The organism is Caballeronia glebae (assembly GCF_001545035.1).
Taxonomy (GTDB): domain Bacteria; phylum Pseudomonadota; class Gammaproteobacteria; order Burkholderiales; family Burkholderiaceae; genus Caballeronia; species Caballeronia glebae.
Window position 1 is genome coordinate 215,086 of record NZ_FCOJ02000002.1, and the last position, 15,246, is coordinate 230,331.

12 protein-coding genes and 1 CRISPR repeat array are annotated in these 15,246 nt (G+C 64.7%); of the genes, 9 read left to right on the top strand and 3 right to left on the bottom strand.

The window, feature by feature from the left end:
* Positions 1–58 precede the first annotated feature (58 nt).
* A complete protein-coding gene (locus tag AWB82_RS02615; protein WP_086965535.1) occupies positions 59–979 on the bottom strand; it encodes a branched-chain amino acid transaminase in 921 nt (306 codons plus the stop codon).
* Positions 980–1,334: 355 nt separating this feature from the next.
* Between AWB82_RS02615 and AWB82_RS02620 the strand changes: the two genes are divergently transcribed.
* From AWB82_RS02620 to AWB82_RS02660, 9 genes are all read left to right on the top strand, one after another.
* Positions 1,335–2,102, top strand: a complete 768-nt coding sequence (locus AWB82_RS02620) for an AzlC family ABC transporter permease (RefSeq protein ID WP_086965618.1) — start codon at positions 1,335–1,337, stop codon at positions 2,100–2,102.
* The gene (locus tag AWB82_RS02625) at positions 2,099–2,422 is read left to right on the top strand and encodes an AzlD domain-containing protein (RefSeq protein ID WP_086965537.1); all 324 of its coding nucleotides are present in this window, start codon (positions 2,099–2,101) and stop codon (positions 2,420–2,422) included. The genes AWB82_RS02620 and AWB82_RS02625 overlap by 4 nt, the downstream gene beginning before the upstream one ends.
* A gap of 396 nt (positions 2,423–2,818) precedes the next feature.
* Positions 2,819–4,015, top strand: a complete 1,197-nt coding sequence (locus AWB82_RS02630; protein WP_086965539.1) for a phosphoglycerate kinase — start codon at positions 2,819–2,821, stop codon at positions 4,013–4,015.
* A 364-nt stretch (positions 4,016–4,379) separates the two neighbouring features.
* On the top strand, positions 4,380–5,816 hold the full coding sequence (gene pyk / locus AWB82_RS02635) for a pyruvate kinase (protein ID WP_086965619.1): 1,437 nt from the start codon (positions 4,380–4,382) through the stop codon (positions 5,814–5,816).
* 354 nt (positions 5,817–6,170) lie between these two features.
* A complete protein-coding gene (fba, locus tag AWB82_RS02640; protein ID WP_086965541.1) occupies positions 6,171–7,235 on the top strand; it encodes a class II fructose-bisphosphate aldolase in 1,065 nt (354 codons plus the stop codon).
* Between the two features lie 137 nt (positions 7,236–7,372).
* On the top strand, positions 7,373–8,263 hold the full coding sequence (locus AWB82_RS02645) for a phosphoribosylaminoimidazolesuccinocarboxamide synthase (RefSeq protein ID WP_086965620.1): 891 nt from the start codon (positions 7,373–7,375) through the stop codon (positions 8,261–8,263).
* A 54-nt stretch (positions 8,264–8,317) separates the two neighbouring features.
* Positions 8,318–8,839, top strand: a complete 522-nt coding sequence (gene purE / locus AWB82_RS02650; RefSeq protein WP_086965621.1) for a 5-(carboxyamino)imidazole ribonucleotide mutase — start codon at positions 8,318–8,320, stop codon at positions 8,837–8,839.
* 98 nt (positions 8,840–8,937) lie between these two features.
* Positions 8,938–10,125 carry a 5-(carboxyamino)imidazole ribonucleotide synthase gene (locus tag AWB82_RS02655; protein WP_086965543.1) on the top strand — a complete coding sequence of 396 codons (1,188 nt, stop codon included), beginning with the start codon at positions 8,938–8,940 and terminating at the stop codon, positions 10,123–10,125.
* A 20-nt stretch (positions 10,126–10,145) separates the two neighbouring features.
* On the top strand, positions 10,146–11,177 hold the full coding sequence (locus AWB82_RS02660; RefSeq protein ID WP_086965545.1) for an L-threonylcarbamoyladenylate synthase: 1,032 nt from the start codon (positions 10,146–10,148) through the stop codon (positions 11,175–11,177).
* A 76-nt stretch (positions 11,178–11,253) separates the two neighbouring features.
* Positions 11,254–11,891: a CRISPR direct-repeat array (repeat unit 28 nt; unit sequence GTTTCCTCCGCGTGCGCGGAGATAGACC).
* Positions 11,892–12,018: 127 nt separating this feature from the next.
* Here the strand turns inward: AWB82_RS02660 and AWB82_RS02665 are convergent.
* Complete coding sequence (locus tag AWB82_RS02665) at positions 12,019–13,128, bottom strand: SGNH/GDSL hydrolase family protein (protein ID WP_086965547.1); 1,110 nt, start codon at positions 13,126–13,128, stop codon at positions 12,019–12,021.
* Positions 13,129–13,373: 245 nt separating this feature from the next.
* Positions 13,374–14,972, bottom strand: coding sequence for a D-alanyl-D-alanine carboxypeptidase/D-alanyl-D-alanine endopeptidase (dacB, locus tag AWB82_RS02670; protein ID WP_086965549.1), 1,599 nt, complete (start codon positions 14,970–14,972; stop codon positions 13,374–13,376).
* Positions 14,973–15,246: the final 274 nt, after the last annotated feature.

Sequence of the window (15,246 nt, forward strand, 5' to 3'; positions counted from 1 at the left end):
TCTTTTCAGGTGTCCAGCGGGCGGCGAGCGTTCAGCTCGCCGCGTTGCATGCGGTCGGTCAGACCTTCGCGAGCCAGCTCGCGTACTTCTCGTTCTTGCCGCCGACGACGTCGAAGAACGCGCTTTGCAGCTTTTCCGTGATCGGGCCGCGCTTGCCGGCGCCGATGGTGCGGTTGTCAAGCTCGCGGATCGGCGTGACTTCGGCGGCCGTGCCGGTGAAGAACGCTTCGTCGCAGGTGTAGACCTCGTCGCGGGTGATGCGCTTTTCGATCACCGGAATGCCGAAATCGCGCGCCAGCGTGATGACCGTGTCGCGCGTGATGCCGTCGAGGCACGAAGCGAGATCGGGCGTGTAGAGCTTGCCGTTGTTCACGAGGAAGAAGTTCTCGCCGGAGCCTTCGGAGACGTAGCCGTCGACATCGAGCAGCAAGGCTTCGTCGTAGCCGTCGGTGACGGCTTCCTGGTTCGCGAGAATCGAGTTCACGTACCAGCCGGACGCCTTCGCGCGGACCATCGACACGTTCACGTGATGGCGCGTGAACGACGACGTCTTCACGCGGATGCCTTTCGCGAGGCCGTCTTCGCCGAGATACGCGCCCCACGGCCACGCGGCGATGGCCACGTGAATGGTGTTGCCCTTGGCCGAAACGCCGAGCTTTTCGGAGCCGACCCAGATGATCGGGCGGATGTAGCACGACTCCAGGGCGTTCTCTTTCACGACTTCCAGTTGCGCGGCTTCGAGCGTCGCGACGTCGAACGGGACGTCCATCTGGAAGATTTTCGCCGAGTTGAGCAGGCGCTTCGTGTGTTCCTTCAGGCGGAAAATTGCCGTGCCCTGCGCGGTCTTGTATGCGCGCACGCCTTCGAAAACACCCATGCCGTAGTGCAACGTGTGGGTCAGAACGTGGATCTTGGCATCACGCCAGTCGATTAGCTTGCCATCCATCCAGATCTTGCCGTCGCGGTCGGCCATTGACATACGGTTCTCCTAGCTGTCTCGTTCAAGTGAGTTCGGGGCGGGCCGTCCGGTGTCTGGGGCGGCGGCGCTCGTGCGCACCCTCGCGCGTTCGTGCAACGACGACTACGAGGAAACGCGCGCTTCGAGGGCGCAAAGACGATAAAAGACCATTATTTTAGCGTCTTTTCCCGTCGAAGCCGATCTTGGAGCGCCTTTCACGAGGCTATAATTTGCCTTTCGTCGTTCGCTGAAAACAGCGCAATGGAACGGCGAAGCTCACCATTCCCGATTTTCCCGGTTTTTTCCGATCCATCGCGCAATCGATCGAGGCCGCGCGGTGGCATTACGGGTGGTCCTGATCGCCTCGCCTTCGCTCATGCTCGACCGGCTGTCCGACACGAATCGCCGCGCGTTTTTCGAGGGCGTGCGCACGTTCTCTCCCGCCGTCCTCGCGACGTTTTCCTGGGGCCTCGTGACCGGCGTCGCCATGACGAAGTCGGTCCTCACCGTGCCGCAGGCGCTCGGCATGTCGTTCGCGGTGTACGCGGGCTCGTCGCAGCTCGCGGTGCTGCCGCTCTTCGCCGCGAAGCTTCCCCTCTGGACGATTCTCCTGACCGCCGCGATGGTCAATCTGCGTTTCGTGATCTTTAGTGCCGGGCTCGCGCCGCATTTTTCTTATTTGCCCCTGAAACGGCGTCTGTTGCTCGGCTATTTCAACGGCGACATCATCTACCTGATGTTCTCGAAGCGGAATTTCCCGGTCGGCTCGCAGCCCGGCAAGGAGGCGTTCTTCTGGGGACTGGCGACATCGAGCTGGCTGTCCTGGCAGACGTCGTCGGTGCTCGGGATTCTGCTCGCGAGCCTGATTCCCGACGACTGGGGCCTCGAACTCGCCGGCACGCTCGCGCTGATTCCGCTCATCGTCTCGGCCATCGCGACGCGCTCCACGTTCGCTGCCGTCGCGGTGGCGAGCGTCGTCGCGCTGCTGGCGTTCGATCTGCCGTATCGCTTCGGGTTGCCGCTCGCGGTGTTCGCGGCGCTCGTCGCGGGCACGTTCGCGGATGTCGTCGCCGAGCGCGCCGCGCCCAAACCCGTCGTCGATGGCAAAGCCGGCAAGCGCGCCGCGACGAGGACCGGCCGATGAGCGCCCTGCACGTCTGGCTCGCGATTCTCGGCATGGGCGCGGTCACGGCGCTGACGCGCGCGCTCTTTCTGATCGGCGGAGAGCGCATGGTGTTGCCGCCGCGCGTGCAGCGCGTGCTGCGCTATGCGCCGGCCGCGGCGCTCGCGGGCGTCGTCGTGCCGGAACTGCTGGAAACGCCCGCGGGCTTTTCGCTCGCGCTGTCGAACCATGCGCTGTGGGCGTCGGCGGCGGGGCTCGCATACTACCTGTGGCGGCGCGGCATGATGGGCACGATCGCCGTCGGCATGCTGGTGTTCACGCTGTTGCGGCTCGCGGCGTGAGCGGGGTTGCGAACCGCGCGCGTGCCGCGTCAAATACGCGTCATCAACGATTGCCCGCTAAAAGCAGCCGGGTTGATCGGTTAAAATGACGGTCTTTCCCGAGTGAGCGAGGTCGAAAGTGTGTCCGGCAGTCACCGCGCTACGTTTTTGCAATTCGCCGCTCACGGCCGTGTCGCCGTGTCTGAGCGCCGCTCGCGCGCATCTCCGGATTCATCTTTCCGCTCCCTTTCTCCCGCTTCCCGCACGCGCGTTCGGCTTCGCCGCGCGTCCTTCGCCTCCAGCTTGATCCGCGCGCGAGCCGTCCTGCCCGACGGCCCGCGCGCGGCAACTCCACGAACCGGCCCAGCCCCGACGGCCGTTCCCGCCCGAACCGCTTCTTAATCTACGTTGACTCCCATGACGAAAGTACTGCGTTTCACCGATCTGATCGCCGAAGGCAAAGTTTCCGGCAAGCGTGTGTTCATCCGCGCGGATCTCAACGTGCCGCAAGACGATGACGGCAACATCACCGAAGATACGCGCGTGCGTGCCTCGGTCCCGGCGATCAAGGCCGCCCTCGACGCGGGCGCGGCCGTGATGGTCACGTCCCATCTGGGCCGCCCGACCGAAGGCCAGTTCAAGCCGGAAGACTCGCTCGCGCCGGTCGCGAAACGCCTGTCGGAACTGCTCGGCCGCGACGTGCCGCTCGTCGCCGACTGGGTCGACGGCGTTCAGGTCCAGCCGGGCAATGTCGTGTTGCTGGAAAACTGCCGCTGCAACAAGGGCGAGAAGAAGAACGACGACGGCCTCGCGCAGAAGTTGGCCAAGCTCTGCGACATCTACGTCAACGACGCGTTCGGCACCGCGCACCGCGCCGAAGCCACGACGCACGGCATCGCGAAGTACGCGCCTGTTGCGTGCGCCGGACCGCTCCTCGCCGCCGAACTCGATGCGCTCGGCAAGGCGCTCGGCAACCCCAAGCGTCCGCTCGTCGCGATCGTCGCGGGCTCGAAGGTGTCGACCAAGCTCACCATTCTCAAGTCGCTCGCCGAGAAGGTCGATCAACTGATCGTCGGCGGCGGCATCGCCAATACGTTCATGCTCGCGTCGGGGCTTGCGATCGGCAAGTCGCTGGCCGAGGCCGATCTCGTCGGCGAAGCGAAGGAAATCATCGATCAGGCGCGCACGCGCGGCGCATCGGTGCCGATTCCGAGCGACGTCGTCACGGCCAAGGAATTCGCCGCGACCGCGAAGGCGCAAACCAAGCCCGTCGCCGATGTCGCCGACGACGACCTGATCCTCGACATCGGCCCGGACACCGCGAAGGCGCTCGCTGCGCAACTCGAAACGGCCGGCACGATCGTGTGGAACGGTCCGGTCGGCGTGTTCGAGTTCGACCAGTTCGGCAACGGCACGAAGACGCTCGCGCAGGCGATCGCCAGTTCGTCCGCGTTCTCGATCGCGGGCGGCGGCGACACGCTCGCGGCCATCGCGAAGTACGGCATCGCGGACAAGGTGAGCTATATCTCGACGGGCGGCGGCGCGTTCCTGGAGTTCCTGGAAGGCAAGACGCTGCCGGCGGTCGAAGTGCTCGAATCGCGCGCCGGGGCTTAAGGCGTTGGCGGCCCGAGACAATCCGGCGAAAGCAGGGAAGAAGGGCGCGCAAGCTGCCGGCGGCGCGCAAGACGATGTGACGCAGAACGTGATCGACAGCGGCGCGCCCCAAGCCGCCGCTGAAGCAGCTTTGACGATCGCGGAAGCGGCTCAGCCAGAACCCGCATCTCCCGAAGACGAAGCCGCAGTGCCGGCGACGCCTCCGGTCATCATTGGCGGCGTGGCCGCCCATGCCAGACAAGAAATCGACAAAGCGACGCCGGCACGAGTTGGCGCGCGCGCGCAACCGGTGAGCAACACCTCACCGCAAGCGCAACGTGCTCGCAGCCTCAACACGGGCGTTCCTACAGAGACGAGGAAAGACATGCATCGCGCTACCAAGATTGTTGCCACCATCGGCCCGGCTTCCACGAGCCCGGACATCCTGCTGCAAATGCTTCAGGCGGGTCTCGACGTCGTACGCTTCAACTTTTCGCACGGCACCGCCGACGATCATCGCCAGCGCGCCGAGATAGTCCGCGACGCGGCGCGCCAGATCGGCCGCGAAGTCGCGATCATGGCGGACCTGCAAGGCCCGAAGATCCGCGTCGGCAAGTTCGAGAACAACAAGACGATGCTCGTCGCGGGCAATCCGTTCATCCTCGATGCCAATTGCACGCTCGGCAACAACGAGCGTTGCGGTCTCGACTATAAGGATCTGCCGCGCGATCTGCGCGCGGGCGACGTGCTGCTGCTCAACGACGGCCTCATCGTGCTCGACGTGACGCGCGTGATCGGCGAGGAGATTCACACGGTCGTGAAGGTCGGCGGCGAGCTCTCGAACAACAAGGGCATCAACCGCCAGGGCGGCGGTCTCACCGCGCCCGCGCTGACCGAGAAGGACATGGAGGACATCAAGACGGCGATGTCGCTCGGCGCGGACTTCGTCGCGGTGTCGTTCCCGAAAAACGCGACGGACATGGAAATGGCGCGGCAACTGGCGAACATCGCTGGGGCGCCCTACGGCATCAAGCCGAAGATGATCGCGAAGATCGAGCGCGCCGAAGCCATTCCCGCGTTGCAGGGCATTCTCGACGCGTCGGACGGCATCATGGTCGCGCGCGGCGACCTCGCGGTGGAAGTGGGCAACGCGGCGGTGCCGGCGCTGCAAAAGCGCATGATCCGCATGGCGCGCGAGTCGAACAAGCTCGTGATCACCGCCACGCAGATGATGGAATCGATGATCCACGCGCCCGTGCCGACGCGCGCCGAAGTGTCCGACGTGGCGAACGCCGTGCTCGACGGCACCGACGCCGTGATGCTCTCCGCCGAAACCGCCGCGGGCAAATATCCGGTGACGACCATCGAGACGATGGCGGCCATTTGTGTCGAAGCGGAGAAGTCGGAAGAGTCGCAGCTCGATCGCGATTTCCTCGACCGCACGTTCACGCGCATCGACCAGTCGATTGCGATGGGCGCGCTGTTCACCGCTTATCACCTTGGCGCGAAGGCTGTCGTCGCGTTGACGGAATCCGGCTCGACCGCGCTGTGGATGTCGCGTCACTGGAGCCACGTGCCGATCTTCGCGCTGACGCCGCGCGTTTCCAGCGAACGCACGATGGCGCTGTACCGCAACGTCACGTCGCTGCACGTCGACACGAACATGGACCGCGACGCCGCGCTGAATCAGGCGCTGGAAGTGGTCGTGTCGAAGGGTTATGCGGCGCGCGGCGACATGGTCGTGCTGACCGTCGGCGAACCGATGGGCCAGGCGGGCGGCACCAACACGCTCAAGATCGTGCGCGTGGGCGACCATATCTGAGTCGATCGCACGCCTTAGCCGGCGTAAGCAATAACGAGAACGATGCGCGAGCAAGGATCGCGCGATTCGTCGCACGTCCGGAGCGCCCGCCCTGCCAGCAGCGGCGGGCGCTTCAACAAGCGCGCCAGACGACGGAGCCATATTCGTCAGTCGATGCAACGATCAAGCCGAAAACCGCCCGAGAGCGGAATCGAGCGCGCAAGGCCTGTCTGCCTATGAAAACGATCATGCTGCCCATGCAGGGCAAGCCTTCGGGAATGCCAGAAATCATCCACAGGGCGGCGTCGCATCCGCAAAACCGTTTCATCGGCAAACAGGCCTCGAATTCGTTTTACATCATGGAGTTTCACCACAATGCCTCTCATATCAATGCGTCAATTGCTGGATCACGCAGCCGAACACGGTTACGCCCTTCCGGCCTTCAACGTCAATAATCTGGAGCAGGTGCAGGCGATCATGTCGGCCGCGAACGAAGTCAACGCGCCCGTGATCATGCAGGCGTCCGCCGGCGCGCGTAAGTACGCGGGCGAAGCGTTCCTGCGCCATCTGATCGAGGCGGCGGTCGAGTCGTATCCGCATATTCCGGTCGTGATGCACCAGGATCACGGCCAGTCGCCGGCCGTGTGCATGGCCGCGATCCGCTCAGGTTTCACCAGCGTGATGATGGACGGCTCGCTCGAAGCCGACGGCAAGACGGTCGCGTCGTATGAGTACAACGTCGCGGTGTCGAAGCAAGTCGTGGAGTTTTCGCATTCGATCGGCGTCACGGTCGAGGCCGAACTGGGCGTGCTCGGCTCGCTCGAAACCATGAAGGGCGACAAGGAAGACGGTCACGGCGCCGAAGGCACGATGACGCGCGAGCAGCTTCTGACCGACGTCGAGCAGGCCGCCGACTTCGTCAGGCAGACGCAATGCGACGCGTTGGCGATCGCCATCGGCACGTCGCACGGCGCGTACAAGTTCTCGAAGAAGCCGACGGGCGATATCCTCGCCATCGACCGCATCAGGGAAATTCACCAGCGCATTCCGAACACGCACCTCGTGATGCACGGTTCGTCGTCGGTGCCGCAGGAACTGCTCGCCGAGATCCGCGAATTCGGCGGCGACATGAAGGAAACCTACGGCGTGCCGGTCGAAGAAATTCAGGAAGGTATCAAGCACGGCGTGCGCAAGGTGAATATCGACACCGATCTGCGCCTCGCGATCACCGGCGCGATCCGCCGCTATCTGTTCGAAAATCCGTCGAAGTTCGATCCGCGCGACTATCTGAAGCCCGCGCGCGAAGCGGCGAAGGAAATCTGCCGTCAGCGCTATATGCAGTTCGGCTGCGAAGGCATGGCAGGCAAGATCAAGCCGGTTTCGCTCGACAAGATCGCCGAAAAGTACAAGGCCGGCACGCTTGCTCAGATCGTGAAATGAGACTGATCTGAATCAGGCGGGTTTTGTAAAGTAAAATCAACGGGTTCCGGGTTCGGAACCCGTTCGCGTTTGTTTCCCCGCGGCCTCGTGCACGAGGCGCGGGGCTCATCTTTTCAGTCCTTCTCCGGTACATGACGATGTCCACGCTATACGAATCCACGATCAAATCGTTGCCGCTGCTCGGCCGCGGCAAGGTCCGCGACAACTACGCCGTCGATGACGACAAGCTCCTGATCGTGACCACCGACCGGCTTTCCGCATTCGACGTCGTCATGGGCGAGCCGATTCCGAACAAGGGCCGCGTGCTGAACACGATGGCCGATTTCTGGTTCGAGAAGCTCGGCCATATCGTGCCGAATCACAACACGGGCATCGATCCGGCGACGGTTGTCGCCGCCGGCGAAGCCGAACAGGTGAAAGATCGCGCGGTCGTCGTGAAGCGGCTGGAACCGATTCTCGTCGAGGCCGTGGTGCGCGGCTATCTCGCGGGCAGCGGCTGGAAGGACTATCAGGCGACGGGTGCGGTGTGCGGCGTCGAATTGCCTCCGGGCCTGCAGAATGCGCAGAAGCTGCCCGAGCCGATTTTCACGCCGGCGGCCAAGGCCGAAATGGGCCATCACGACGAAAACATCACCTACGATGAGATGGAGCGGCGCATCGGCACCGAGCTTTCCGCGACGATCAAGCGCATTTCCATCCAGTTGTACGAGGAAGCGGCGGAGTACGCGGCGACGCGCGGCATCATCATCGCGGATACGAAGTTCGAGTTCGGTCTGGACAACAAGGGCGATCTCTACCTGATGGACGAAGTGCTGACCGCCGATTCGTCGCGCTTCTGGCCCGCCGATGGCTATCAGGTCGGCACGAATCCGCCGTCCTTCGACAAGCAGTTCGTGCGCGACTGGCTCGAAACGCAGCCGTGGAAGAAGGAACCGCCCGCGCCGAAGCTGCCCGATGACGTGATCGCGAAGACCTCGGAGAAATATCAGGAAGCGTTGCAGCGTCTCACTGGCAAGACGCTTTCGTAATCGTCGGATGAAGCGCCGCTCGTGAAGCGGCGCGCGCAATTCAAGGGAAATGGAATGAGCGAAGTACAGACCGCGGCGCATACGCACGAAGCGCCGCTCGTCGGCGTGTTGATGGGCTCCAGCTCCGACTGGGAAGTGATGAAGCATGCCGTCGCGATGCTTCAGGAATTCGGCGTGCCTTACGAGGCGAAGGTCGTTTCGGCGCATCGCATGCCGGACGAAATGTTCGCCTACGCCGAGAGCGCGCGGGCGCGCGGCGTGCGGGCGATCATCGCGGGCGCGGGTGGCGCGGCGCATCTGCCCGGCATGCTCGCCGCGAAAACCACGCTGCCGGTGCTCGGCGTGCCGGTGGCGAGCAAGTATCTGAAGGGCGTCGATTCGCTGCATTCGATCGTGCAGATGCCCAAGGGCGTGCCGGTCGCGACGTTCGCCATCGGCGAGGCGGGCGCGGCGAACGCGGCGCTGTTCGCGGTATCGATGCTGAGCGTCGCCGATGCGAAGTTCGCCGACGCGCTCGCCGCTTTTCGCGTGAAGCAGAATCAGGCGGCGCGGGACATGGCGCTGCCGCCGCTTTGATCCCGCTTGATTCCGCTTGATCACGCTTGGTCCTGTCTGGCGCGCCGGGTACGGCGCGCGCCGCTCACAGTTTGCAACGTAGCCCACGTTCAGCCACGATGAACCCACAAAACTCCCCGATGTCTCCCATTCTGCCGGGCGCCTGGCTCGGCATGGTCGGCGGCGGCCAGCTCGGCCGCATGTTCTGCTTCGCCGCGCAATCGATGGGCTATCGCGTCGCCGTCCTCGATCCGGACGAGACGAGCCCCGCGGGCGCCGTCGCGGATCGCCACATCCGCGCCGCATATGACGACCGCGCCGCGCTCATCGAGCTCGGCCGCCTGTGCGCGGCGGTATCGACGGAATTCGAGAACGTGCCTTCCGCGAGTCTCGAATTCCTCGCGTCGTGCACCTTCGTGAGTCCGGGGGCGAGCTGCGTGGCGATCGCGCAGGATCGCGTCGCGGAGAAGCGCTTCATTGCGGAATCGGGCGTGCCGGTTGCGCCGCATGTCGTGATCGAATCGGCGGAGGCGCTCGCCGCGTTGCCCGACGAGAAGATCGCGGCCGTGCTGCCGGGCATTCTCAAGACCGCGCGTCTCGGCTACGACGGCAAGGGGCAGGTCAGCGTGCGCAACGTCGCGGAAGTGCGCAACGCGCATGCGTCGCTGTCGGGCGTGCCGTGCGTGCTGGAAAAGCGCATGCCGCTGAAGTACGAGGTGTCCGTGCTGATCGCGCGCGGCGGCGACGGCAAGTCGGCCGTGTTCCCGCTCGCGCAGAACGTGCACGTGAACGGCATTCTCGCGAAGACGGTCGTGCCCGCGCCCGATGCCTCCGCTGCCCTCGTCGCGCAGGCGCAGGACGCCGCGCTCACGATTGCCGCGAAGCTCGGTTATGTCGGCGTGCTGTGCGTCGAATTCTTCGTGCTGGAAGATGGCTCGCTCATCGCCAACGAAATGGCGCCGCGCCCGCACAATTCCGGCCACTACACCGTCGATGCCTGCGCCACCAGTCAATTCGAGCAGCAAGTGCGCGCGATGACCGGCATGCCGCTCGGCGACACGCGCCAGCATTCGCCGGCCGCGATGCTGAATCTGCTCGGCGATATCTGGTTCGACGGCGCCAAGGCGCGTGCGCCCGCGTGGGCGGAAGTCGCCGCGATGCCGGCGGCGCGCCTGCATCTGTATGGCAAGGAAGAGGCGCGACGCGGCCGCAAGATGGGCCACATCAATTTCACGGCGGCGACGCTCGAAGAAGCGCGCACGGCAGCGCGCGACTGCGCGCGTATGCTGCACATCTCGCTCGATTGAGCTCTTTCGTAGTAGAAGCAATGACCCTCATTTATCCGAGCGCGGCGCAGATCGACGAAGCCGCCGCCTTGCTCGACTCCGGCGAGCTCGTCGCGTTTCCGACCGAGACGGTGTACGGGCTCGGCGGCGACGCCGAGAATCCCGACGCCATCGCGCGAATCTATGCCGCGAAAGGGCGGCCGGCCAATCATCCGGTGATCGTGCATCTCGCGCCCGAGGCCGATCCCGGCTATTGGGTGCGCGAACTGCCCGCCGATGCGCAAAAGCTCATCGATGCCTTCTGGCCCGGGCCTTTGACGCTGATTCTCAAGCGCGCCGCGCATATTCCGGCGGCGGTCAGCGGCGGACAGGATTCTGTCGGCGTGCGGTGCCCGTCGCATCCGGTGGCGCAACAATTGTTGTCGGCGTTTCATCGGCGTCGTCTGGGAACGGACAGGCAGGGTGGCGTCGCGGGGCCGTCCGCGAATCGTTTCGGCCATGTCAGTCCGACGACCGCGCAGCACGTGCGCGACGAGTTCGGCGATGCCGTGCATGTGCTCGATGGCGGCGCGGCGGATGTCGGCATCGAATCGACGATTCTGGATTTGTCGCGCGGATTCCCGGCGTTGTTGCGGCCGGGGCACGTGAGTCCGCAGCAGATCGCGGATGTCATCGGGATCGCGCCGAAGTTGCCGGATGGGTCGGATGCGACCGCGCCGCGCGCATCGGGGACGTTGAAAGCGCATTACGCGCCGCGAACGCCGTTGGCGTTGCTGCCGTTTGCGTCGATCGCGCCGCTGCTTTCGGCTCGGGATCGGGCGAGCGGGAAGAAGATCGCGCTGGTTGCGCGTGCGTCGAGCGCGGGAGAATGGGCGCATGCGGCGAACGTGCATTTTGTGGCTGCGCCGGAAGATCCGCAGGGTTACGCGCGCGATCTTTACGGGCTGCTGCGGGCGCTCGATCGGGCGGATGTCGAGCGGATTCTGATCGAGAAGCTGCCGGAGACGGTCGAGTGGATTGCTGTTAACGACAGACTTGGGAGGGCGGCGGCGGCGTTCGAGGCGCAGGAGTGAGGGTGGGGGTTGGGTCGGATTTTATGAAGATGTGTTGTGGGGATTTTGCTTTTAGATCAGTGGGTTATGATCTAGGGTTTCCTCCGCGTGCGCGGAGATAGACCCACGCTCGGGGCGTCGGATTTCGTAGTCGATGAGTTTCCTCCGCGTGCGCGGAGATAGACCCGAGTCTTCCCGGCGTTGGAAACGTCATTCGCAGTTTCCTCCGCGTGCGCGGAGATAGACCTCTTTTTTCCGGTCCGTTTTCAGGCCCCGCTTGGTTTCCTCCGCGTGCGCGGAGATAGACCGCAGTCGCGGACTGGCCAGCTCAATACGACCCGGTTTCCTCCGCGTGCGCGGAGATAGACCTTGATACGCCGTGCCGTGTGACGGTGTCGCGATGTTTCCTCCGCGTGCGCGGAGATAGACCCGCCTCATCAGGTCGGCAATATAGGGGCCCGTCGTTTCCTCCGCGTGCGCGGAGATAGACCCTTTTATCTTGCCGCTGAAGCGCTTCTGCGCGAGTTTCCTCCGCGTGCGCGGAGATAGACCTTTCATGTATCGCGGCTCGGTTTCGGGTCAGTGGTTTCCTCCGCGTGCGCGGAGATAGACCCGGGGTGTATCTAATGGCTGCGTGCTTGCGGCAGTTTCCTCCGCGTGCGCGGAGATAGACCGTAGTCGATGGATTGCAAGAACTGCGTGACGCCGTTTCCTCCGCTTGCGCGGAGATAGCCCCTTGTTGGTCGCGCCCGCAACCGACAGACGCGAGTTTCCTCCGCCCCTCCGAAGACCAACCCACCAAAACAAAAACCGCCCGGCGATACCTCAACCGAGCGGCTTTCCCATCCCTAAACCGAATCCCTTACTTCCCCAACCCCGACTTAGCAACCACTTGCTCCGCCGCCTGCGCGTAGAGCGCGCCGAGATGCGTCGTCGGATGGACGGTGTCCGCGTACATATACGTCTGATCCGCGCCCGCGACGGTCAACGTCTCCGGCGAGCAGAACAGCGAAGTCGCGAAAGCCTGCGGATTCGGCTCGCCGAACTTCTTCGCCGCCGCCGCCATCGCCTGCAGATTACAAGCCGTCCCGGTGTTCGACACCGTGAAGCCGAACTGCGCGAAATTCGCGGTGACATTGGCGAGCACCGGCACGATGTCGAGATAGATCACTTTCGACATCAGCCCCGTTTGCGTCAACGCCGCCGCGAGAGCCTGATTGAAGCCGAGCGATGCCTGCGTGAGCAACGCGCGCTGCGCCGCCGAAACCATCAAGCCTTGCGGCGTCGCGCCGATGTCCGGCACGTTCGACACCAGCACGTGCGTCGCACCGCTCTGCACGATCTTGCCGATCACGCCCGCGAGATCGATCGCCGCCTTGCCGATCGCCGCACTCGCCTGAGCAGGCGTGATCGCGCCGGCCACGGCCAGCTGGAAGTTATAGAGGATATCGTTGCCGCCGCCATTGACGATCACGAGCTGACCCGCATTGAAGCTGCCATGCGCGGTGAGATAGTTCTGCAACTGCTGCACGACCGGCACAGTGAGCGCGCCCGTGTAATTCGCCGGATCGCTCGACACGTGATTGATGCCGATCGGATTCGTCACCAGCGCGCCGCCTTGTGCGTATCCCAGACCCGATTGCGTCTGCGGCGCAACGCCGAACCCGCCCGTCATCGCGGGCGTGAGCGTATCGCCGTAATACTGCGCGACGTTCTGCACCCAGATCTGACCCGGATTCGTCGTGAACCGTCCGCCGCCGAAGTTCGCGGCCGCAACCGGCGTATACGTGCCGACATCGGAAAGGCTGTCGCCGAACGACACGACTTGCAGCTTCACGCCGCCCGCGGGCGTGGAATTGTTGTTGTCGTCGCCGCCGCCGCCGCACGCGGCGATCAGGGCAAAGGCCGCGCTGGCCGTCGCGACTTGGACAAAGCGCACCAGTGCGGCGCGCGTCGAGCGTTGCGTCTTCATGGACCTCGTCTCCCTTCTTACGTGTTTTCTAGTTTGATTACGGCGTCCGACCGTGATGCGGTCTTATGCCGCGTAGTTGCGAGTTTAAGCGATGCCGCGCGTCCATCCTTACGCGCGAAGCTTCCGGCCGAGCGCCGTGCCCGACAGCGTACACGCGCCGCGTGTCTTTCCGAACGCGACTTCGTAGAAGAAATCTTCGGTCGCCGCGGGCTTCCATGCCCGTCAGCGCCGCGTCCAGCGCATGTTCAGTCCGCCGCGCCCGGACGGCGCGCGCCTTCGTACACCCATTCGAGCAACGCATCGTGCGCGGCGCGCGCGGCCTCGGCGCGCGGATCGTTGATGAAGCTCACGACGACATAGCTCTCGCCGTTCGCCGCGCCGACGTAGCCCGCGATCGCGCGCACATCGCGCAGCGTGCCGGTCTTGATGTGCGCGTTGCCGAGCGCGCCCGCGTTGGTGAGACGGTTGCGCATCGTGCCGTCGACGCCCGCGATCGGCAGCGATTCGACGAACACCTGCGCGACCGGACTCGCGTTCGCGGCCATCAGCAGATCGGCGAGCGAGGACGCGCTAATGTGCTCGTCGCGCGAAAGGCCCGAGCCGTTGTCGAGCACGAGACCGTTCATCGGCAGGGCGCTGCGTTTCAGGAACGCCTGGATCGCCGCGGCCGATTTCGCCGTCGTCGCGGGCGGCTTCAGTTGCGCCGCGCCGATCGTGAGGAAGAGGTTGCGCGCCATCACGTTATTGCTGAACTTGTTGATGTCGCGAACGACATCCGACAGCACCGGGCTGCGATGCGTGCCCACGAGCCGCGCGTTCGAGGGCGTCGGGCCTTCGCGCGTCGTGCCCTCGAACGTGCCGCCCGCCTGCTTCCAGAGCGCGAGGAAGCCGCCCGCGAAGAAGGTCGAATGATCGAGCGCCGCGACGTTGATCGTGCGCGAGCCGCAACGCAACGGATAGTCGCCGACGAACGACGCCTGCACGAAGCCGCCTTGCGTCTGCGCGACACTCGGCGAGGCCGCCGAAAGCGAGCCGACGCACGCGCCGCGCGTGACGTGCAGTTCGTTGTCGATCTGCAGTTGCGCGAGTTGCGGCAGCACGTCGATGGACACTTGCCCGTCCGCGTTCGGCGTCAGCGTGAAGGACAACGATTTGAACGCGTAGAGCAGCGGATCGGGGCCGACGTTATAGGGCGCGCTGTCGTCGTTGTCGAAGGCGGGCAGATCGCGCGTGGAAGCGTCGAAGTAACGCTTGTCGAGCACGAGCGCGCCGTCGATGCCCGTGATGCCGTTCTTGCGAATCTGATCGACGAGATCGATCAGCTCTTCCGGCACGAGCTTCGGATCGCCCGTGCCCTGAATGTACAGATTGCCGTGCAGGACGCCTTGCGCATCGATCTGGCCTTCGGCATACGCCGTCGTCTTCCAGCGATAGTCCGGGCCGAGCATCGAGAGGCCGGAAAAGGTGGTGACGAGCTTCATCGTCGAAGCGGGCAGCATCGGCTCGTTCGCGTTGACCGAGACGAGCGGCACCGGCGCGCCGACGCGCTGCACGACCACACTCATCGACGAAAGCGGCACGTGGGCGCGCGCGAGCGCGGTCATCACCGATGCGGGCAGCGGGCCGGCCGGCACGCTCGCCTGGGCGGCGCGCTCGGCCTTCGCGCGCTTCGACTTGGCTCCGCCGATGGCCGCGCGCTGCGGCGCGTGCCCTTGCGAATCGGCCTTCGAGCCGCCGCCGCGCGCATTGGCATCGGGCATATGGCCGAGCGCCGCGCAGGCGAGCGCTGCGGCGAGCGCGAAGGAAGAAAGTCGGCGGGACACGGAACGGAAAGCGAGCGGCATGGACGAAGCGTTGTGAGCGTTGTTTTTGGGCTGGATGGCGAGCGGCGGCGCGTGGCCGGGCGGAATTGCGCCGCGCGGAAAGCGGCTATTGTAGACAAGCTGGCTTGCGGAAACTGCACGGGTTAAAAATCCTCACGATTGCGCTTCGGGCGCGACACATCGTTGTCCTCCGAAAGCGGACGATCCGCGCCGTTAAGTCCCGTTTAAGCCTGTGGCGACGCTGCACGGCTACAATGGGCCGCGGCCCGAGGGCTGCTCCACGTCACTACCAACA

Coding starts and splice junctions, on each gene's coding strand:
- AWB82_RS02630 (WP_086965539.1), top strand. CDS start 2,819: ATGACGAAAGTACTGCGTTTCACCGATCTGATCGCCGAAGGCAAAGTT.
- AWB82_RS02620 (WP_086965618.1), top strand. CDS start 1,335: ATGCTCGACCGGCTGTCCGACACGAATCGCCGCGCGTTTTTCGAGGGC.
- AWB82_RS02655 (WP_086965543.1), top strand. CDS start 8,938: ATGAACCCACAAAACTCCCCGATGTCTCCCATTCTGCCGGGCGCCTGG.
- pyk (WP_086965619.1), top strand. CDS start 4,380: ATGCATCGCGCTACCAAGATTGTTGCCACCATCGGCCCGGCTTCCACG.
- AWB82_RS02665 (WP_086965547.1), bottom strand. CDS start 13,128: ATGAAGACGCAACGCTCGACGCGCGCCGCACTGGTGCGCTTTGTCCAA.
- AWB82_RS02625 (WP_086965537.1), top strand. CDS start 2,099: ATGAGCGCCCTGCACGTCTGGCTCGCGATTCTCGGCATGGGCGCGGTC.
- fba (WP_086965541.1), top strand. CDS start 6,171: ATGCCTCTCATATCAATGCGTCAATTGCTGGATCACGCAGCCGAACAC.
- purE (WP_086965621.1), top strand. CDS start 8,318: ATGAGCGAAGTACAGACCGCGGCGCATACGCACGAAGCGCCGCTCGTC.
- dacB (WP_086965549.1), bottom strand. CDS start 14,972: ATGCCGCTCGCTTTCCGTTCCGTGTCCCGCCGACTTTCTTCCTTCGCG.
- AWB82_RS02660 (WP_086965545.1), top strand. CDS start 10,146: ATGACCCTCATTTATCCGAGCGCGGCGCAGATCGACGAAGCCGCCGCC.
- AWB82_RS02645 (WP_086965620.1), top strand. CDS start 7,373: ATGTCCACGCTATACGAATCCACGATCAAATCGTTGCCGCTGCTCGGC.
- AWB82_RS02615 (WP_086965535.1), bottom strand. CDS start 979: ATGTCAATGGCCGACCGCGACGGCAAGATCTGGATGGATGGCAAGCTA.